This is a genomic window from Klebsiella sp. 10, from assembly GCF_018223925.1.
Lineage (GTDB): Bacteria > Pseudomonadota > Gammaproteobacteria > Enterobacterales > Enterobacteriaceae > Klebsiella > Klebsiella pneumoniae.
On the sequence record NZ_JAGRRB010000002.1, the window covers coordinates 38,469 to 57,569 of the forward strand.

The 19,101-nt window shown below is 58.6% G+C and carries 21 protein-coding genes; 11 read left to right on the forward strand and 10 right to left on the reverse strand.

Annotation, left to right across the window (positions count from 1 at the left end; genetic code table 11):
* Nucleotides 1-4 precede the first annotated feature (4 nt).
* From KHQ26_RS03095 to urtE, 7 genes are all read left to right on the forward strand, one after another.
* Nucleotides 5-403 (forward strand): rhodanese-like domain-containing protein, encoded by a 399-nt coding sequence (locus KHQ26_RS03095; protein WP_020805005.1) that lies wholly within the window; start codon nucleotides 5-7, stop codon nucleotides 401-403.
* 148 nt (nucleotides 404-551) lie between these two features.
* Nucleotides 552-1,655: a cobalamin-independent methionine synthase II family protein gene (locus KHQ26_RS03100; RefSeq protein ID WP_004148338.1), complete on the forward strand. Its 1,104-nt coding sequence runs from the start codon at nucleotides 552-554 to the stop codon at nucleotides 1,653-1,655.
* A 171-nt stretch (nucleotides 1,656-1,826) separates the two neighbouring features.
* A complete protein-coding gene (gene urtA / locus KHQ26_RS03105) occupies nucleotides 1,827-3,098 on the forward strand; it encodes an urea ABC transporter substrate-binding protein (RefSeq protein WP_004176249.1) in 1,272 nt (423 codons plus the stop codon).
* 61 nt (nucleotides 3,099-3,159) lie between these two features.
* Entirely contained in the window at nucleotides 3,160-4,734 is a 1,575-nt protein-coding gene (gene urtB, locus KHQ26_RS03110; RefSeq protein WP_015958384.1) for an urea ABC transporter permease subunit UrtB, read from the forward strand.
* Nucleotides 4,734-5,807 (forward strand): urea ABC transporter permease subunit UrtC, encoded by a 1,074-nt coding sequence (gene urtC / locus KHQ26_RS03115; protein WP_004176247.1) that lies wholly within the window; start codon nucleotides 4,734-4,736, stop codon nucleotides 5,805-5,807. Before urtB ends, urtC begins: the two co-directional genes overlap by 1 nt.
* Nucleotides 5,807-6,604, forward strand: a complete 798-nt coding sequence (urtD, locus tag KHQ26_RS03120) for an urea ABC transporter ATP-binding protein UrtD (RefSeq protein WP_004190223.1) — start codon at nucleotides 5,807-5,809, stop codon at nucleotides 6,602-6,604. The genes urtC and urtD overlap by 1 nt, the downstream gene beginning before the upstream one ends.
* A 9-nt stretch (nucleotides 6,605-6,613) precedes the next feature.
* Entirely contained in the window at nucleotides 6,614-7,312 is a 699-nt protein-coding gene (gene urtE, locus KHQ26_RS03125) for an urea ABC transporter ATP-binding subunit UrtE (RefSeq protein ID WP_004176246.1), read from the forward strand.
* A 35-nt stretch (nucleotides 7,313-7,347) separates the two neighbouring features.
* Here urtE and KHQ26_RS03130 read toward each other — a convergent pair whose 3' ends face one another.
* A complete protein-coding gene (locus KHQ26_RS03130; RefSeq protein ID WP_002904389.1) occupies nucleotides 7,348-7,830 on the reverse strand; it encodes a helix-turn-helix domain-containing protein in 483 nt (160 codons plus the stop codon).
* A gap of 129 nt (nucleotides 7,831-7,959) precedes the next feature.
* Nucleotides 7,960-9,156 (reverse strand): efflux MFS transporter YdeE, encoded by a 1,197-nt coding sequence (ydeE, locus tag KHQ26_RS03135; protein ID WP_211777846.1) that lies wholly within the window; start codon nucleotides 9,154-9,156, stop codon nucleotides 7,960-7,962.
* Nucleotides 9,157-9,351: 195 nt separating this feature from the next.
* Here ydeE and eamA point away from each other — a divergent pair, with 195 nt between their 5' ends.
* Nucleotides 9,352-10,251: an O-acetylserine/cysteine exporter gene (gene eamA, locus KHQ26_RS03140; protein ID WP_004143566.1), complete on the forward strand. Its 900-nt coding sequence runs from the start codon at nucleotides 9,352-9,354 to the stop codon at nucleotides 10,249-10,251.
* Between the two features lie 49 nt (nucleotides 10,252-10,300).
* Here the strand turns inward: eamA and marB are convergent, their stop codons facing one another.
* From marB to marR, 3 genes are read right to left on the reverse strand one after another with little or no spacing between them, the layout of a single operon-like run.
* A complete protein-coding gene (gene marB, locus KHQ26_RS03145) occupies nucleotides 10,301-10,519 on the reverse strand; it encodes a multiple antibiotic resistance protein MarB (protein ID WP_002904394.1) in 219 nt (72 codons plus the stop codon).
* 40 nt (nucleotides 10,520-10,559) lie between these two features.
* Nucleotides 10,560-10,934 (reverse strand): MDR efflux pump AcrAB transcriptional activator MarA, encoded by a 375-nt coding sequence (marA, locus tag KHQ26_RS03150; protein WP_002904397.1) that lies wholly within the window; start codon nucleotides 10,932-10,934, stop codon nucleotides 10,560-10,562.
* Nucleotides 10,935-10,954: 20 nt separating this feature from the next.
* Nucleotides 10,955-11,389: a multiple antibiotic resistance transcriptional regulator MarR gene (gene marR, locus KHQ26_RS03155; RefSeq protein ID WP_004143563.1), complete on the reverse strand. Its 435-nt coding sequence runs from the start codon at nucleotides 11,387-11,389 to the stop codon at nucleotides 10,955-10,957.
* 89 nt (nucleotides 11,390-11,478) lie between these two features.
* Here marR and KHQ26_RS03160 point away from each other — a divergent pair, with 89 nt between their 5' ends.
* Nucleotides 11,479-11,607, forward strand: coding sequence for a hypothetical protein (locus KHQ26_RS03160; protein ID WP_004217987.1), 129 nt, complete (start codon nucleotides 11,479-11,481; stop codon nucleotides 11,605-11,607).
* Nucleotides 11,608-11,650: 43 nt separating this feature from the next.
* Entirely contained in the window at nucleotides 11,651-12,319 is a 669-nt protein-coding gene (locus KHQ26_RS03165; RefSeq protein ID WP_002904403.1) for a MarC family NAAT transporter, read from the forward strand.
* Between the two features lie 68 nt (nucleotides 12,320-12,387).
* Here the strand turns inward: KHQ26_RS03165 and KHQ26_RS03170 are convergent, their stop codons facing one another.
* Entirely contained in the window at nucleotides 12,388-13,587 is a 1,200-nt protein-coding gene (locus KHQ26_RS03170) for a sugar transporter (RefSeq protein ID WP_002904407.1), read from the reverse strand.
* Nucleotides 13,588-13,788: 201 nt separating this feature from the next.
* On the opposite strand from KHQ26_RS03170, the gene KHQ26_RS03175 reads away from it, so the two are divergent.
* Entirely contained in the window at nucleotides 13,789-14,583 is a 795-nt protein-coding gene (locus KHQ26_RS03175; protein ID WP_004179766.1) for a PhzF family phenazine biosynthesis protein, read from the forward strand.
* A 45-nt stretch (nucleotides 14,584-14,628) separates the two neighbouring features.
* On the opposite strand, the gene KHQ26_RS03180 is transcribed toward KHQ26_RS03175, so the two are convergent.
* From KHQ26_RS03180 to KHQ26_RS03195, 4 genes are all read right to left on the reverse strand, one after another.
* Nucleotides 14,629-15,948: an MFS transporter gene (locus KHQ26_RS03180; RefSeq protein WP_004179768.1), complete on the reverse strand. Its 1,320-nt coding sequence runs from the start codon at nucleotides 15,946-15,948 to the stop codon at nucleotides 14,629-14,631.
* Between the two features lie 63 nt (nucleotides 15,949-16,011).
* Nucleotides 16,012-16,962 (reverse strand): phosphoglycerate dehydrogenase, encoded by a 951-nt coding sequence (locus tag KHQ26_RS03185; protein ID WP_020805012.1) that lies wholly within the window; start codon nucleotides 16,960-16,962, stop codon nucleotides 16,012-16,014.
* Between the two features lie 85 nt (nucleotides 16,963-17,047).
* Complete coding sequence (locus KHQ26_RS03190; RefSeq protein ID WP_004179772.1) at nucleotides 17,048-17,932, reverse strand: dihydrodipicolinate synthase family protein; 885 nt, start codon at nucleotides 17,930-17,932, stop codon at nucleotides 17,048-17,050.
* A gap of 14 nt (nucleotides 17,933-17,946) precedes the next feature.
* The gene (locus tag KHQ26_RS03195) at nucleotides 17,947-19,095 is read right to left on the reverse strand and encodes an iron-containing alcohol dehydrogenase (protein ID WP_004179774.1); all 1,149 of its coding nucleotides are present in this window, start codon (nucleotides 19,093-19,095) and stop codon (nucleotides 17,947-17,949) included.
* Between the last annotated feature and the right edge of the window lie 6 nt (nucleotides 19,096-19,101).

Here is a 19,101-nt window from a genome sequence, read left to right on the forward strand (position 1 = left end):
CGCCATGAGTGTAGTAACCCAATTTCCCCCCGCCACCTCCGCTGAGGCTATCCGCTGGTTCAGCCATAAGCTGCATCTTGAGACCGACTGCGCCGATGTGCACAGCGCCCAGCGTGCCGGCGAGGTCGACTTCGTCCTGCTGCACGTGGTCGGCAGTGAGGAAGCCTTCGCCAGACGTCACCTGCCAGGCGCGCAGCATCTCCCGCACAGCCAGATCACCGCCGAGCGAATGGCCGCCTGGCCGGCGGATACCCTCTTTGTGGTCTACTGCGCCGGGCCGCACTGCAACGGCGCTGACGTTGCCGCGCTGAAGCTGGCTGAGCTCGGGCGGCCGGTGAAAATGATGCTCGGCGGACTCACCGGCTGGGAAGATGAGGGCTATGCGTTTGTTTCCGGTAAATGAAAATTTTTCATGTACCATGAAATATTCTCGTTTGCGACCCACCACTCTGCATGCCAGTATCTGGACATATAGCCATCCAGAAGTCTAAAAATTCAAATAATGAACTATCACGGTGGGCAACTAACGCGCCCACCGCTAAGGAGACAGCATGCAACGTCAACAGGCCCCGTTCCGCGCAGACATCGTCGGCAGTTTTTTGCGCCCGGACAGCATTAAACAGGCGCGTCAGCAGCTGGCTGAGGGGATTATCGACGCCGCTCAGCTACGCGAGATTGAGAATAACGCGATCCGTCATCTGGTTCAGCAGCAATGCGACTGCGGCCTGCATGTGGTCACCGACGGTGAGTTTCGTCGCGCATGGTGGCATTTCGATTTCTTCGATGGCCTGCAGGGCGTTGAACGTTACGATGCCGAGCAGGGGATCCAGTTCAACGGCGTGCAGACCAAAGCGCACGGCGTTCGCGTCACCGGCAAGCTGGCGTTTGGCGACCACCCGATGCTGGAGGATTTCCGCTATCTGAAAAGCATCAGCGGCGACGCGCAGCCGAAGATGACCATTCCCAGCCCGAGCGTGCTGCACTTCCGCGGCGGGCGGAAAGATATCGATGCCACGGTCTACCCGGATCTTAGCGACTACTTCGACGATCTGGCCACCACCTGGCGCGACGCCATCCGCGCGTTTTATGACGCCGGCTGCCGCTATCTGCAGCTGGACGATACCGTGTGGGCCTATCTGTGCTCCGATGCCCAGCGCCAGCAGGTACGTGAGCGCGGCGAGGATCCAGATGCGCTGGCGCGTATTTATGCCCGGGTGCTGAACCAGGCGCTGGAGGGTAAGCCGGCCGATCTGACGGTGGGCCTGCACGTCTGCCGAGGTAACTTCCGTTCAACCTGGATCTCGGAAGGCGGTTACGAGCCGGTTGCCGAGGTGCTGTTTGGCAGCGTTAATGTCGATGCCTTCTTCCTGGAGTACGACAACGACCGCTCCGGGGATTTCGCGCCGCTGCGCTTTATTCGTCCCGGCCATCAGCAGGTGGTCCTCGGGCTGATCACCACCAAAAACGGCGAGCTGGAGAATCCGCAGGGGGTAAAAGCGCGTCTCGCCGAGGCCGCGCAGTACGTGCCGCTCGAGCAGATCTGCCTCAGCCCGCAGTGCGGTTTCGCCTCCACTGAAGAGGGGAATGCCCTCAGCGAAGACCAGCAATGGCAAAAGGTCCGTCTGGTGACCTCCATCGCCGCCGACGTCTGGTAATTGCTTTCTTAGCGCAGCGTTGCACCGTGATGAGGCAACGCTGCCATCCTCTTCGCCACTATCGCCCACCTGCGCCGCATCCTGCTGTTTTCACAACCTGGCACCTTTTTTGCCTTATCACCTCTGGTTAGCTGTTAATTCTTTATTTTTTGCGCTACTCAGGAGTGAATCATGCAACGTAGAACGTTATTAAAAGCTTTTGCACTCTCCGCCTCTGTTATGGCTATGGGTCTCTCCTTTCAGGCCTATGCCGCCGACACCATCAAAGTCGGGATCATGCATTCGCTCTCCGGGACGATGGCGATTTCCGAAACGCCGCTGAAAGACGTCGCGCTGATGGCCATCGACGACATCAACGCCAAAGGCGGGGTGCTGGGCAAGAAACTGGAGCCGGTGGTGGTCGACCCGGCCTCCAACTGGCCGCTGTTTGCCGAGAAGGCGCGCCAGCTGCTGGCCCAGGATAAAGTGGCGGTGGTGTTTGGCTGCTGGACGTCGGTCTCGCGTAAATCGGTCCTGCCGGTGTTTGAGGAACTGAACGGCCTGCTGTTCTACCCGGTGCAGTACGAAGGGGAAGAGATGTCCCCCAACGTCTTCTATACCGGCGCGGCGCCTAACCAGCAGGCTATCCCGGCGGTGGAATACCTGCTGAGCGAGGACGGCGGCGGCGCTAAACGTTTCTTTCTGCTGGGGACGGACTACGTCTATCCGCGCACCACCAACAAGATCCTCCGCGCCTTCCTGCATGCCAAAGGGATCCAGGACAAAGATATCGAGGAGGTCTACACCCCGTTCGGCTACAGCGATTACCAGACCATCGTCGCCAATATCAAAAAATTCGCCGCCGGTGGCAAAACGGCAGTGGTCTCCACCATCAATGGCGATTCCAACGTACCGTTCTACAAAGAGCTGGCTAACCAGGGTCTGAAAGCGACCGATGTACCGGTGGTGGCCTTCTCGGTGGGGGAAGAGGAGCTGCGCGGCATCGATACCAAACCGCTGGTCGGCAACCTCGCGGCATGGAACTACTTTGAGTCCGTCGATAATCCGACCAACAAAGCCTTTGTCGCCGATTATCGCGCGTATGCCAAAGCGCACAAGCTGCCGAATGCCGATACGGTGGTGACCAACGATCCGATGGAAGCGACCTGGGTGGGCCTGCATATGTGGGCGCAGGCGGTGACCAAAGCGGGCACCACCGATGTTGACAAAGTACGCGAGGCGATGGCCGGGCAGACCTTCAACGCGCCGTCCGGATTTACCCTGACCATGGATGCCACCAACCACCATCTGCATAAGCCGGTGATGATCGGTGAAATTGAAGGCAACGGCCAGTTCAACGTGGTCTGGCAGACCGATAAACCCGTCCGCGCGCAGCCGTGGAGCCCGTGGATCCCCGGTAATGATAAGAAACCTGACCATCCGGTGAAAACCGTCAGCCAGTAAGCGCCACGGCCGACGGGGCGGGAGCGTCGCGCCCGTCGGCCGCTGACCAGAGGAGAACGACATGAACGCATTGCGTCTCATGAGTGTGTTGGCGCTATTGCTGACCTTGCTGCCATGGCGGGCGCAGGCCGCGGAGGCGGACGACTTCGTTGCCGCCAGTCGCAGCCAGCAGGCGCAGCTGTTGACCCAGTGGGCGGCAGCGCCGCAGGCGGATCGTCTGCCGCTGCTGCGGGCGTTGACCACCGAGAGCCTGGTGATGGACGACGGAAAACATGCTTTCCGCACCCGACAGGGCGGATTACAGCCATTGGGCGCTGTCGCCGCGCCGCAGGGCGAAACCCGGCCGGTCCGTCTGACCAACCGGCTGCGCAATCTGGCTGCCGGCGCGCTGGCCAGCCACCTTATTTTAAGTGACAACGTCACGGAGAGAGCTTCCGCCGCACGAACGCTACAGCGGGAAGCGACTCCGGCCATGGCCGCGCTGCTGCAACAGCGGCTGCAGGCGGAAACCGATGATAATGTGCGGGGTCTGCTGGAGGTGGCGCTGGCGCGCCTGCAGCTCACTCAGCCTGAGGCCAGCGCGCGGCTGGCCGCCGTGACGCTGCTCGGCCATTCCGCGGACCCGGAAACCCAGGCGCTGCTGATCCCCTTTACCGATGCCCAGCATGAGCCGGATGCGGCGGTGCGCGAGGCGGCCAGCGATAGCCTGCAAAAGATCAAACATCGTCTGCTGCTCGGCGATCTGTTGGGCCAGGCCTTTATGGGGCTGTCGCTGGGCTCGGTGCTGCTGCTGGCCGCGCTGGGGCTGGCGATCACCTATGGCCTGCTGGGGGTGATTAACATGGCCCATGGCGAGATGTTAATGATCGGCGCCTACAGCTGCTGGCTGGTACAGCAGGCGCTGGCGCAGCTCGCGCCGCAATGGCTGGCCTTTTATCCGCTGGTCGCGCTGCCGGTGGCGTTTCTGGTGACCGCCGGGATCGGCATGGCGCTGGAGCGCACCATTATTCGTCATCTGTATGGTCGGCCGCTGGAAACGCTGCTCGCCACCTGGGGGATCAGCCTGATGCTTATCCAGCTGGTGAGGATGTTGTTTGGCGCGCAGAACGTGGAGGTGGCAAACCCGGCCTGGCTCTCCGGCGGCGTGCAGGTCCTGCCGAACCTGATCCTGCCGTGGAACCGGCTGGCGGTACTGGCGTTCGTCCTGCTGGTGCTGTGCTTTACCTGGCTCATCCTGAACCGCACCCGTCTGGGGATGAACGTCCGCGCCGTGACGCAGAACCGGGCGATGGCCGCCTGCTGCGGCGTGCCTACCGGGCGGGTGGATATGCTGGCCTTTGGCCTCGGCTCCGGTATTGCCGGGCTGGGCGGCGTGGCGCTGTCGCAGCTTGGCAACGTCGGGCCTGAACTGGGTCAGGGATACATCATCGACTCGTTTCTGGTGGTGGTGCTGGGCGGCGTCGGCCAGCTGGCCGGCAGCGTGGCGGCGGCCTTTGGGCTGGGCATTTTCAACAAAATTCTCGAACCGCAAATGGGCGCGGTGCTGGGCAAAATCCTGATCCTGGTGATGATTATTCTGTTTATTCAGAAACGCCCGCAGGGTCTGTTCGCGCTGAAAGGGAGGGTTATTGACTAATGAGCCAACCAATCACCTTAACGCTGGCGCAGCGCGCGCCGCGGCCTCTGCGCTGGCTGGGGATCCTGCTGGTGCTGGGGCTGCTGAGTATGCCATTCCTGGCGCTGCTGCCGGCCTCCCATCCGCTGGCGGTGCCGAGCTGGCTGCTGACGCTGAGCGGCAAAATCCTCTGCTACGCCATTGTGGCGGTGGCGCTGGATCTGGTCTGGGGCTATGCGGGCATGCTGTCGCTGGGGCACGGGATCTTCTTTGCCCTCGGCGGGTACGCCATGGGGATGTACCTGATGCGCCAGGCGGCGGGCGACGGTCTGCCGGCGTTTATGTCTTTTCTCTCCTGGAGCGAGCTGCCCTGGTTCTGGTGGGGCACGCAGCATTTCGCCTGGGCGATGGCGCTGGTGGTGCTGGTTCCCGGTCTGCTGGCCCTGGTTTTCGGCTGGTTTGCCTTTCGCTCGAAGATCAAAGGGGTCTATTTCTCGATCATGACCCAGGCCCTGACCTATGCCGGTATGCTGCTGTTCTTTCGCAACGAGACCGGGTTTGGCGGGAATAACGGCTTCACCGGTTTTACCACGCTGCTGGGCTTTCCTGTCACCGCCACCGGCACCCGCGCCAGCCTGTTTATGGCCACGGTTTTGCTGCTGTTGCTGACCCTGTGGCTGGGCTCGGCGCTGGCGCAGAGTAAGTTTGGCCGGATCCTCACCGCGGTACGTGACGCCGAAAACCGGCTGATGTTCTGCGGGTACGACCCGCGCGGCTTCAAGCTGCTGGTGTGGACGCTGTCGGCGGTGCTCTGCGGTCTGGCGGGGGCGTTATATGTCCCGCAGGTGGGGATCATCAACCCCAGCGAAATGTCGCCGACCAACTCCATCGAGGCCGCCATCTGGGTAGCGCTCGGCGGGCGCGGTACCCTGATTGGCCCGGTGCTTGGCGCCGGATTGGTCAACGGTGCGAAAAGCATTTTCACCGTGGCGATGCCAGAGTACTGGCAGCTGTTTCTCGGCCTCATCTTCATCATTGTGACCCTGTTTTTACCCCGCGGGGTGATGGGCCTGCTGCGTCGAGGAGACCGCTAATGCAACCGGATGAAGGACTGTTTACCCGCCAGCTGCCCGGCGATCGCTTTCGCGAACAAACCGATCCGGTGCTGCAGCTGGAGAACATCAACGTCAGCTTTGACGGTTTCCGGGCGCTGACGGATCTGTCGCTGGCGATCGGCGTCGGCGAACTGCGCTGCGTGATCGGCCCCAACGGGGCGGGCAAGACCACCCTGATGGACGTGATCACCGGCAAGACCCGGCCGCAAAGCGGCAAAGCGCTTTATGACCAGTCGGTGGATCTGACCACTCTTGACCCGGTGGCCATCGCCCGCCAGGGCATCGGGCGCAAGTTTCAGAAGCCGACGGTCTTCGAAGCGCTGACGGTGGCGGAAAATCTCGCCCTGGCGATGAAGGGGGATAAATCGGTGTGGGCCAGCCTGCGCGCCCGGATGAGCAGCGAACAGGACGATCGGCTGAATGAGGTGCTGCGCCTGCTGCGTCTTGACGGCGAGCGCTACCGCCAGGCCGGTCTGCTGTCCCATGGTCAGAAACAGTTTCTTGAGATCGGCATGCTGCTGGTGCAGGAGCCGCATCTGCTGCTGCTTGATGAGCCGGCGGCCGGCATGACCGATGCGGAAACGGAGTATACGGCGGAGCTGTTTCGCACGCTGGCCGGACAGCACTCCCTGATGGTGGTGGAGCACGACATGGGATTTGTCGAGACCATCGCCGACCGGGTGACGGTCCTGCATCAGGGCCAGGTGCTGGCGGAGGGATCGCTGCGGGAGGTGCAGGCCAATGAGCAGGTCATTGAAGTTTATCTGGGACGTTAAGGAGCGCCAATGTTACAGGTGAGTCAGCTACATCAATACTACGGCGGCAGCCATATTTTACGCGGGGTGGATTTTTCCGCCCGCCAGGGCGAAGTCACCTGCCTGCTGGGGCGCAATGGCGTCGGTAAGACCACACTGCTGAAATGCCTGATGGGGCTGATCCCGGCGCGCAGCGGTGAGGTACGCTGGCAGGATCAGAACATCACCCATCGCAAACCGCACCAGCGGGTGCAGGCCGGGGTCGCCTACGTCCCCCAGGGGCGCGAGATATTTCCGCGCCTGACGGTGGAAGAAAACCTGCTGATGGGGCTGTCGCGCTTTCCCGCCCGCGAAGCGCAGCAGGTGCCGGAGGAGATCTACCAGCTTTTCCCGGTGCTCAGGACCATGAAGCAGCGGCGAGGCGGTGACTTATCCGGCGGCCAGCAGCAGCAGCTGGCGATCGGCCGCGCGCTGGCCAGCCGCCCACAGCTGCTGATCCTTGATGAACCCACCGAGGGGATCCAGCCCTCGGTCATCAAAGAGATTGGCGAGGTGATCCGCCAGCTGGCGAGCCGCGGAGACATGGCGATCCTGCTGGTGGAGCAGTTCTATGACTTTGCCGCCGGGCTGGCGGACCACTACCTGGTGATGTCGCGCGGCGCCATCGTCCAGCAAGGCAAGGGTGGTGATATGGAGAGCGACGGCGTGCGCGCCATGGTGACCATCTGACCAGGCCGGCGGCGGTCGCGCCGCCGGTTTGCGGCCTATTTGCGCAGCAGCCGCTGCAGGCGCGCCTGGCGCCAGTTTTTAATCCATTCGCCGAACACGAACAGGCGTAATCCTCTCACCACCAGCAGGGCGCCCCAGATCAGGGCGACCCAGCCGGACCAGTAGTACTGTGGATTAGTGAAGCGGTTAAGCACCGCCAGCAGCACGCAAACCACCAGCGCCACCGACAGCGAACGGAAAAAGCGGCTCTCCTGATGCACCCGCGCTTTGGCTTCCTCTATGCGCAGATCCAGTGAGGCTTCCTGGCCCGGCGCGTCTTCCCGCCGGGCTTCGCCGCCGATCTCGGCCACCGTCACCTCAAAGACCGCGGCGAGGGCGCTGAGGGTCTCCAGCCCCGGGCGTTCGCCATTCTCAATGCGCTGGATCGTGCGGACGCTGAGACCCGCCATTTCGGCCAGCTGCTCCTGGGACCAGGCGCGCTGCAGCCGTAATTGTTTGACCTGATTGTTGCTGTTCATATTCGTATGCTCCATAACGTTCTGCGGATGTAAACCTGTGATGGAGTATGGTGAACCGGGCCGCCAGCCACCACGACAGCGACCCGACAACGGCCCGACAGCAACCTGACAGCCGCATGCCAGCTGGCGTCAGGCGTTGGCCAGCGGAGAATCCGGTTGCCAGGGGCGGGCATTGATCCCGCGGAAAATCATCAGCCAGGCGGCGACAATCGCCACGATAAGAATGACAAAAAGCGACCAGTGCGGCAGATGGGTGAGGATCAACCCCGTCAGCATCGGGTTGAATGCCGCCCCCAGCCACCCCAGCGACTGGGCGGAGAAGTAGCTTGCCTTCATCCCCGGCGGGGCAATATGGTCAATCAGCATATACTCCCCGGGGGCATAAATCACTTCCCCGAGGGTGAAGATCGCCGCCGAGATCCCCCACGCCCACAGGCTGGCGCCAGAGAACATAAAGCCCACAAGGCCGATCACAAAGCAGACGGTGCCGAAGGTCATCAGCGGGCGGATATTTCTCGCGCTCAGCCGCCGGCCAACCGCGTACTGCAGAGCAACCACCACCGCGGCGTTGACCGGCAGCACCACGGCCACCACTTTCTCGGCGAAATCGCTGCTGGCGACCACCAGCACATACTGCGAGAGACAGGAGGCGAAGGCGCCGCCGACGAAGGAGGCCAGCAGCCCTGAGCAGGTAAACCACAGCAGCGCCCGGTCGCGCAGCAACACCGAAGGCGACCAGGGAGCGGCGCCCGGCTGGGCCGCGGCGGCGCCATCCCGCTGAAGAAACAGCTGAATAAACACCAGCGGAAAGGCGGCGCAGGCGGCCGCCAGCCAGAACGGCAAATTGATACTGTGCATTACCAGCAGGGTGCCGATGGGCGGCCCAACGGTCCAGCCGATGTTGAGGATGGTGTAGTTCAGCGAGAAGATGCGCGCTTTTTTCTCTGCCGTCAGCCGGTCGGCGAACCAGGCTTTCAGGACGGTGGAAAAGACCGAGTAGGCGCAGTTGATCAGCGCAAAGAAGATCACCACCAGGGGGGCGTTATTGACCAGCGGTATTGCGCTGAAGCCGAGAATAAACACCAGCACTGACCACACCATATAGCGCTTTTTATCGAACCTGTCAGCGAGGATGCCAAAACCCATGCTGAACAACACCCCAACCACCAGCGCCAGCGACAGGGCATAGCCAATCACATCCACTTCCAGCTGAAAGCGTCGGGTGAGATAGATGGTCATAAACGGCAGTGTGGCCCCGCGGCCGATAGTCAACAGTAACGACGATGCCAGCAGCGTGATGGTGGAGCGCCGGAGAGTGGTGATCATGATTTCCTTGCCTGTCATGTTGTTATAATTTTATGTCTTCGATCACAAATAACACGGCCATTACGCCTTGTACAGGTCATCGCGGTCGACGGGCGCACTTCCGGGCCTGCCAAAAATAATGATCTATCCCGGCGGCCGCTTTTTCGCTACTTTGATTTTGTTCACAAAAATTCCAATAACGACAGAGGCAGGGGTATGACGAGGAAAGATGGACTACTGGCGCTGCTGGTAGTGGTGGTGTGGGGGCTTAACTTTGTGGTGATTAAGCTGGGGTTGCACAATATGCCGCCGCTGATGCTGGCGGGGCTGCGCTTTATGCTGGTCGCCTTCCCGGCGCTGCTGTTTGTCGCCCGGCCAGCTATTCCGCTGCGCCTGCTGCTGGGCTATGGCCTGACCATAAGTTTCGGTCAGTTCGCCTTTCTGTTCTGCGCTATCGGCCTGGGTATGCCGGCCGGGCTGGCCTCCCTTGTGCTGCAGGCGCAAGCCTTCTTCACCATCATCCTTGGCGCCTTCGTCTTTGGCGAACGTCTGCAGGGCAAGCAGCTGGCGGGGATCGCCCTGGCGATCTTTGGCGTGCTGGTGCTGGTGGAGGGCAGCCTTGGCGGGGAGCATGTGCCGCTGGTGGGCTTTATGCTGACCCTCGCGGCGGCGCTCAGCTGGGCCTGCGGCAATATTTTCAACAAGAAAATCATGTCCCAGGCGAGCCGGCCGCCAATCATGTCGCTGGTGGTCTGGAGCGCGCTGATCCCGGTGCTGCCGTTTATGCTGGCCTCATTGTTGATCGATGGCCCGCAGACCATGCTGGCGAGTCTGCAACACATCGATCTGCTAACGATACTGTCGCTGCTTTATCTGGCGTTTATCGCCACTATCGTCGGCTATGGCATCTGGGGATCGCTGCTGGGGCGGTATGAAACCTGGCGGGTGGCGCCGCTGTCGCTGCTGGTGCCGGTGGTGGGAATGGCCAGCGCTGCGCTGCTGCTCGGGGAGACGCTGAGCGGACTGCAGCTCACCGGGGCGGTGCTGATTATGGCCGGGCTCTACATTAATGTCTTTGGCTTACGTTTGGTGCGGCCTGGCATGGCGCGCGGATAAAAAAAAAGCCCCGGAGACGGGGCTATACACAATTATGCGTGTAATGGCATCACAGGTCGTGCTGCTGGTAGTACGGCACGCCAAGTTCGTCAGATTTATCATTACCAGCCGCCATATGATTGAAATCAAACGGCGAATCATTATGTTCTGAAGGGATAATCATTGTATCACGCTGGTTTTGACGCACCGGCGTGGTGTTTTGCTCCGCATAGCTGAGGCTGGAGGCCAGCGACAAGAGTACGATAGCTGCGGCAGCGAATAGTTTCATGATTTCCTCAATACGTCTTTTATAGTGCAGGCGATTAACATCAGTTATTTAGCGGATGTAGATAGCGGGATTCGCCAGGTACATTCGTTATGCGATACTTGTGGGGCGGAACATCGAAATAGTTCTTGAACGTTCGCGTCAGGGTCTGCTGCGACTCGAAACCATAGCGTTCCGCCAGGTACAGGATTGGCTCATTGCTCTGCTTGAGCTTCTGCGCAATCTCCGTCAGCTTGCGGCTGCGGATGTACTGGCCGAGGGAATGGCCGGTCTCTTTCTTAAACATACGTTGCAGGTGCCACTTAGAGTAACCGGAGCGCTCAGACACTTTTTCCAGCGACAGGGGCGATTCCAGGTTATCCTCGATCCACGACAAAATACTATGGATAGTGATGGCGTCATTATTACGTCTGGACATCATCTTACCTCTTCTTATTTTTACGGCAGGACCTTCTTGAGCAGTTGCTCAAGCATGGCGACTTCGTCCGCCGACAGATTTTTCGTTAACTCCTGGTGTAACTTCTGACCCACAACCTGATGACACTGCTCGCAAAGGGCTGCGCCGTCCGGCGTCAACTGCACCAGCACGCCGCGCTTGTCAGCGGGGTTGGGTAACCGTTCAATCCAGCCTTTGCACGCCAGGCGGTCGAGCATGCGCGTCATCGCGCCCGGGTCGACGGAAAGCACGGTTTTCAGCTCAACGGGGGTAATACATACTTCGCAACGAATGGAGCAGAGCACGCGAAACTGGGTCGCGGTAATATCCATAGGTGAGAGGTAGTCATTGAGCAGGCGATCTTTTTTCTGGTTAACCATCTGGATCAAGCGACCCAGCGGGATCATTTCATTAAACAGGTCGCTGGTACTTTTCATAATGGTTGCCCAGGCAAGTAATTAGTTGCAGGTGATACTATTGCCCAGGCAATCATAAGTCAACATTATGAATTGGCCGATGCCACGATTTGCTAAAATGGAAAAGTACGATGTGGGTCACTCTTTATGATTTTTCTAACGCTTGTTATTTTTTTGCAGAAGTGATTTATCAGCAGGCTGGCGTCAAATTTGTTGAAGCCGATATACTCACGGAATGAAACCATTCTTAAAAAATGAATATTAACGGGACTTTAATTAACTATGTTCGATTTGTTTAAAGCAATAGGGCTCGGCCTGGCGGTGCTTTTACCGCTGGCGAATCCACTCACAACCGTGGCGCTGTTCCTTGGCCTGGCCGGTAATATGAACAACGCCGAGCGTAATAAACAGGCGTTAATGGCATCGGTGTATGTCTTCGCCATCCTGATGGTGTCGTGGTATGCCGGTCAGGTGGTGATGAATACATTCGGCATATCAATACCTGGGCTGCGTATCGCCGGCGGATTGATTGTGGCCTTTATCGGTTTCCGCATGCTGTTTCCCCAGCAAAAAGCCCACGATTCGATGGAAGCGAAGATCAAATCGGAAGAACTGCAGGATGAACCGACCGCCAATATCGCCTTTGTGCCGCTGGCGATGCCAAGCACCGCCGGTCCGGGCACCATCGCGATGATTATTAGCTCCGCCTCGACCGTTAAGCACGGCGTGGACTTCCCGGAGTGGGTGGTGCTGGCGGCGCCGCCGATCATCTTTTTGCTGTTAGGGGTGATTCTGTGGGCTTGTCTGCGCAGTTCCGGCGCGATTATGCGTCTGGTTGGCAAAGGCGGCATCGAGGCCATCTCGCGACTGATGGGCTTTCTGCTGGTCTGCATGGGCGTGCAGTTTATTATTAACGGCGTGCTGGAGATCATTTCGACCTGGCATCCCTGACCGCCCGCGATGCGCAGAGAAAAAAAGCCCGCCGGCGCGATACCGGCGGGCTTTTTTGTGCGACGGAATCAGGAGTGGTGCGGCTGATGGTCTTCCAGCGATACCGGCCAGCGACGGAATATCATCAGCGACCAGACCAGCGCGACCAGCGCCGGAATGGCGCCGACGTAGCCGACGGAGGCCATGGAAAGATGCAGACTCACCTGGCTGCCGACCAGCGCCCCGGCGCCTATGCCGATATTAAAGATGCCCGAGAACAGAGACATGGCGACGTCGGTGGCATCCGGAGCGGAGGCCAGCACTTTCACCTGCATGCCGAGACCGATAATCATGATCGCCACCCCCCAGAAGATGCTGAGCAGCATCAGGTGCTGCGGGTTATGCGAGGCCGGCAGCAGCAGCAGCAGGCAGGCGAGCAGCAGGGCAATCGCCAGGCTTATCAGCCCCGACGCGTGCTGGTTACCGAGTTTACCGAACAGAATGCTGCCGATAATACCGGCCCCGCCAAGGATCAGCAGCAGTACGGTGGCAAAGTTGCCGCTCAGGCCCGCTACCGTCTGGACAAAGGGCTCGATATAGCTGTAGGCGGTATAATGAGCGGTCACCACCACCACGGTCAGAATGTACACGCTGACCAGCGCCGGGCGGCGGAACAGCACCGGCAGGCTTTTCAGCGAGCCAGAATGTTCGCTCGGCAGGGTCGGCAGCAGTTTTACGAGGCAGGCCAGGGTGGCTAACGCGCCGAGGCCGATCGCCAGGAAGGTCATCCGCCAGCCAAAGTACTGGCCGATAATGCGCCCGATCGGAATACCAAACACCATCGCCAGCGCGGTACCGGTGGCGATCAGGCTCAGCGCCTGCGCCCGTTTGCCCGGCGGGGCCATGCGGATGGCCAGTGCCGACGTTATCGACCAGAACACTGCATGCGCAAAGGCGATACCAATGCGGCTGATCACCAGCACGTCAAAATTCCAGGCAAAAAACGACAGGACGTGGCTGGCGATAAACAGAATAAACAGGCCGATAAGCAGGCGCCGGCGCTCCACTTTGCTGGTCAGCAGCATAAACGGCAGCGACATTAACGCCACCACCCATGCGTAGATGGTCAGCATCATGCCCACCTGGGCGGTTTCCATGCCGAAGCTGTCGGCAATATCCGACAACAGACCGACCGGGGCAAACTCTGTGGTGTTAAAAATAAACGCGGCGATGGCCAACGTCACGACACGTAGCCACGCTACCTTGCGTGAGACCGTATTCGTAGTCATAAGCTCTGGACTGGTGATTCAGGGAAAGATGTGACGCTGATCTTAAAACGATTGTTGGCGAAAAGACAATCATTTTGTGATCTGCGTCTCATTTCATCGCAAGGGGCTGGCCGCGGTTAAGCGATTAATTTTGCTATGGATAGTGTCAAGGGGGCGCTTTTATGTCATGTTGAAGGAAAGTAAAAAAAGTAAGGACAGGGTATGCAGGAAATTCAATTTTATCTGGTCGATGCTTTCAGCGATAAAAACTTTGGCGGCAATGCCGCGGCCGTCTGCCCGCTCAGCGAGTGGTTAGCCGACGATGTGCTCCTGAAAATGGCCCAGCAGCATAATCAATCCGAAACGGCTTTCTTTGTCCGTACCGACGAGGGCTATGAGCTGCGCTGGTTTACCACACTCGCTGAGATCAATCTCTGCGGTCACGCGACCCTCGCCGCTGCGCACGTTATTTTCGAATATCTCGACCATCCTTCGGCGACGATTCTCTTTAGCACCCGTTTTGTTGGTGAGCTGCGGGTCACCCGTAATGGCGACTGGCTGACGCTCGATTTCCCTGCGTGGTCGACCTCTCCGGTGGAAAACCCGCCGGCGGATCTGCTGACCGGGTTGGGACTCGAGGCCGCCGTTGAAGTTCGGGAAGGGCGCGATTATCTGGTGGTGCTGGCGGATCGCCAGCAGGTTGAAGCGGTGCGACCGGATATGGCGCGGCTGCGAACGCTTGGCAAAATGATCTGCGTCAGCGCGCCGGATGAAGAGTATGACTTTGTCAGCCGCTTCTTCTGCCCGGGAGAAGGGGTGCCGGAAGATCCGGTCACCGGCTCCGCCCATAGCATGCTGATCCCCTGGTGGGGCGAAAAGCTGGGGAAAACCACCATGATGGCGCGCCAGGTCTCCGCTCGCGGCGGCGACCTGCGCTGCCAGTGGCAGGGCGACCGTGTGCTGATTAGCGGCCAGGCCACCACCTATATGCGCGGAACGGTTTACCTGCGAGGTTAACAATGTGTTTACGCCCGGTGGCGTCCTCTACCGGGCGGATTGGACTTAATGTTGTTCTGCGGCATTAAGGACGGGTGATTTTCCACCTTTGTCATTGATAGGTTCAATTTTACCCATCAGGAACAGGTAGTTGATTATCCCGATAACGACAAGAATGGCCGAGAAAATCAGTGCCCAGTTGAATGAGCCTGTCGCAGCAACGATCGCACCCGTAATGATCGGACCGACTGCGCCTCCCATATTCGAAACCGTATTTTGCAGCCCAGCGACAATTGAGACGCTATTTTTGGGTGCAACATCACCCGGTAAGGCCCAAACCTGCGATGCGGCGACCGTCGTGCCTGATTTTGCGACACACAAGAGAAAGACGGTCATAAACACAGAGTCGGTAAATGGTGCAAAGCCGATACAAAGTGCCATAAGCAAGCCGATAGTCAAAAACAGTTTACGGGTCGCTGTTAGAGACAGTACTTTCTTATGTACCAGACGATCCGAGGCCCAGCCAGCAAAAACTTCAATAACCATCCCGCATAATAAAGGCAGAGCGGCTACCATTCCCATTTTAATAAAATCCATACCTTTTTCTTTTACCAGGTAAGTAGGGAGCCAGGTAATAAAAAAATAGGAGGTATAATTGATGGTAAAAAAGCCGATGCACATTGCCCAAATGTTACGATAACGCAAGAGCTTATACCATTTCATGGGCAATACAGTTTTGTCGCCGTGATGTTGTTTTTGGCCATCACGAATAATACGCACTTCTGAAGGACTGATGCGTTTGTGTTCTTCCGGGTTTTCAGCATAGATAAAATACCAGGCGATAACCCATAAAATGCCCACACTGCCGATAATCAAAAAGGTCAGTCGCCAGTCAAAGGTGTAGATCATCCAGACGATAAGCGGCATGGCAATCGCCCCGCCAAATTTTGACGCACTATCGAAGAGTCCGGATACGGTGGCACGTTCTTTATCCGGAAACCAGCGTGCGGCGATCCCTGCGTTGCTGGGGTAGGCGGCGGCCTCGCCAACACCTAAAGCCAGACGCAGTGCCAGAAGTGATTTAAAACCCGTGGCAACACCCATCATCGAGGTGGCAATTGACCACCAGGCGACGGCTAAACCAAGACCTTTTTTCTGACCAAAACGATCGGCGAACCACCCGGCGGGGATCTGTAATAACGAGTATGACCAAAAAAAAGCCGCCATGATAAACCCCATCATTTCGGGGTCGAGTTTCAGTTCATCGATTAAATGTGGGGCTGCGGCAGATAATACTGTCCGGTCGATATAGTTGATGGCAATAGCCAACCACATTAACCCGGCTATCCACCAGCGAATACGAGTAGTGTTAGCTGTCGTGTTCATATATTCGGCTCTAAGTAGATGTTCGTTATATTGGTGGGAATGGCATGCTTCCCACCTCGTTATTTACAGCGAATTCATAATGTTTTCAGGTCGTTCACCACGACAGACGGAGGTAATAATATTGTTGACGCAGCGCGCGCTAATATTGCTAATTGCGCCATCCGTATATCCAGCAATATGAGATGTTGGCGCAAAATTCGCCAGGGTAAATAAAGGGTGCGTAGCGCAAGGTTCCTCGAGAAAAACGTCAGCTGCGGCTCCGGCGAGGTGTCCTGATTTTAGTGCTTCATACAACGCTTGTTCATCAACAATACCGCCTCTGGAAACATTGATCAGGAATGCCCCTGATTTCATCTGCTGTAGCCGGGCGGCATTAAACATATTTTCAGTTTCCGGGGTTAAAGGGGTATGCAGGCTAATAAAATCACTTTGCGCCGTCAGGGTATCCAGTGAGACATATTCAATCTGGTGTTGTTGTGCAAATTCTCTGTCTGGCCAGGCGTCGGTCGCGAGCACTCGCATATTGAATCCGCGCGCACGTCGCGCCACTTCCTTACCGATATGGCCTAAACCGACGATCCCCAGGGTTTTGCCATATACATCAGTGGCAAAAATACGAGGCCAGTTGCCTGCTTTCGTTTCACTGATTGCCTGATAAATCTGGCGGGCAGTATTGAGAATTAAGCCAAAAGCAAAATCGGCCACCGCATGCTTGTTGGCATCAGGAACGTTAGTGACAAAAATTTTGCGCTGACGTGTAGCGTTAAGATCGATGTTATCCACACCAACGCCGTGTTTGCAGACAATTTTTAACCTCGGGGCCTTTGCCAGCAGCGATTCATTGATGTCGGTGAAGGCGACAATCATCGCTATGGCATCAGGCAGATGCTGAGCCAGCATCTCTATAGAGGCATCGGCAGGCAACATGACCAGTTCAAGATCGGCCTCTTTCAGTGCCGAAATGGGCGCATCGTCGTATTTGGCGAATGAGGGCGAGGTGCAAATTACTTTCATAACCGTTTCCTGTTTACTGGCGACAATGAGCGTCGCAAATACAAGACCTTGCCCCAGCCAGTGATGGCCGGGGCGGATACGTAAATTAGTGAAGGTAGGTGTTAATGATATTTTTAATCTGCTGCAGCTGGTGGTCACTAAACTGCACCGCGTAGCGGCTGTCGCCCACCTCGTGACCCATTAGCTGCAGGGCTTTCTTCACCGCCGCAGGTGAGAACGCCACTTTATACAGATCGGTGCGCAGGCCCGTTACCTGCTCCTGGGCCTGGCGCGATCCGGCGATATCCCCGGCGTGAAAGCGCGACCAGATGGCGTTAATTTCAGCGGGGGCGACGTTGGCAAGCCCCGAGATGCAGGCCGAGCAGCCGTCGACAAATCCCTGATGGATAAGCGAGTCCGGCCCGTTCAGAACGTCGAAACCGTCGATATCGCGCACCGCGTCGAGAAAGCCTTTCAGGCTGTCGTAGCTGCCGGCGCTATCCTTAATGCCGACGATATTCTCGTGGCGGGCCAGCTGGCGCGCGGTCTCCGGGGCAATAGTGTTCCCGGTGCGGGCGGGAATGTTGTAAAGAAAGAGCGGGACGCTCAGCGCGTCGGCGATCGCCGTATAGTGGTTAATCAGCTCTTCCTGCTTCAAGGGCACGAACCACGGGGTAATGGCCGATACCGCGTCAACTCCGAGGCGGGCGATCTGCTGGCCCAGCCGGCGCGTCTCCCGGGTGGAAACCTCCCCAATATGGGCCACCACCGGCGCGCGACCGGCCGCCTCTTCCACGCAGGTTCTGGCGACGGCGATCTTCTCTTCCTCATTGAGGACAAAAAACTCGCCGTTGGTGCCGCCGCAGAAAATACCGTTGCCTGCGGCGAGCTGGCGCTGCACCTGCTGGCGTAGCGCCGGCAGGTTAAGCGCTCCCTCGGCGGTAAAGGGAGTGACAATGGCGGTGAGTACGCCGCTAATAGCTTTCCTCATTTAACTTTCTCCTGTTAGGCATGTTCTGGATACAGCGTTTGGTAGATGGCCGCGATCTCTTCGCGGCTGACGCTGCATGGGGCATTGTTCATCAGGCGTTTGACGTTTTGCGCCGCTGCGCTGAGGGCGGAAATACTCTCCTGAGGCACGCCTAGCGCGGCCAGGTTGTCCGGCAGCGGCAGTCGTTTGACCAGCGCCGCCAGCCATGCGACCAGCGCATGGGATTTCTCTTCCGCGCTGAGCGTGCGATCTGCATCGGGGATCAGGTCCCAGACTTGAGCGAACTTCGCCACCGCGTGAGGGCGGACCACCCGCATGCAGGGCGCCAGCAGAATGGCGTTGGCCACCCCGTGCGGCAGGTGCCAGGTACCGCCAAGCGGATAGGAGAGCGCATGCACCAGGTGAGTGCCGGCATAGTTGATCGCTGCGCCGCCGTACCACGAGGCCCAGAGCATCTCCAGCTTCGCCGTCAGATCCTGCGGCTGATTTACCGAACGCTCGATATGGCGTACCAGCTTGTGTAAACCGATTAACGCCGCGTTATCGCTCACCGGGTTGGCGACGGTGGAGGTAAAGCACTCCAGCAGATGACACAGAGCATCGATTCCGGTCGACGCCGCGATGCTGGGCGGCATGCTGGTGGTCAGCTCCGGCAGCAGGGCGACATAGTCCGGAAGCAGCACCGGGGAGATGATCCCCACCTTCGTCTGCTGCTCGGGGATCGCCAGAATGGCGTTCGGCGTCGCTTCGGATCCGGTGCCCGCGGTGGCCGGGATTAACAATGAGCAAATTCGTCGTTGCGGCTGCTCGCCTGCCAGCAGGGACGTCAGCGAGGGCGCCTCAGGGTGCAGAAGTACTGACAGCAGTTTTGCTACATCCAGTACGCTCCCCCCGCCGATACCAACGACCATCTGCGGCTGGCTGGCGCCCAGCTGGCTGACGATCTGCGTAACATCGTGATGGTTGGGCTCAGCTGGCACGCTGTCAATGACCTCAACTTCACGTCCTTCAGCCGCCAGCAGGCGATGAATCGCCTGGGTTGCCTCCAGCGCCCCGACGTTCTTGTCGGTCACCAGCAGGATTGAGGTTTTACCGGCCAGCAGCGGGAGCAGGGCCGATGAGGCGCCAGCCCCGCTGATGATTGTGCTGTGTATCGTCGCCACGCGTTT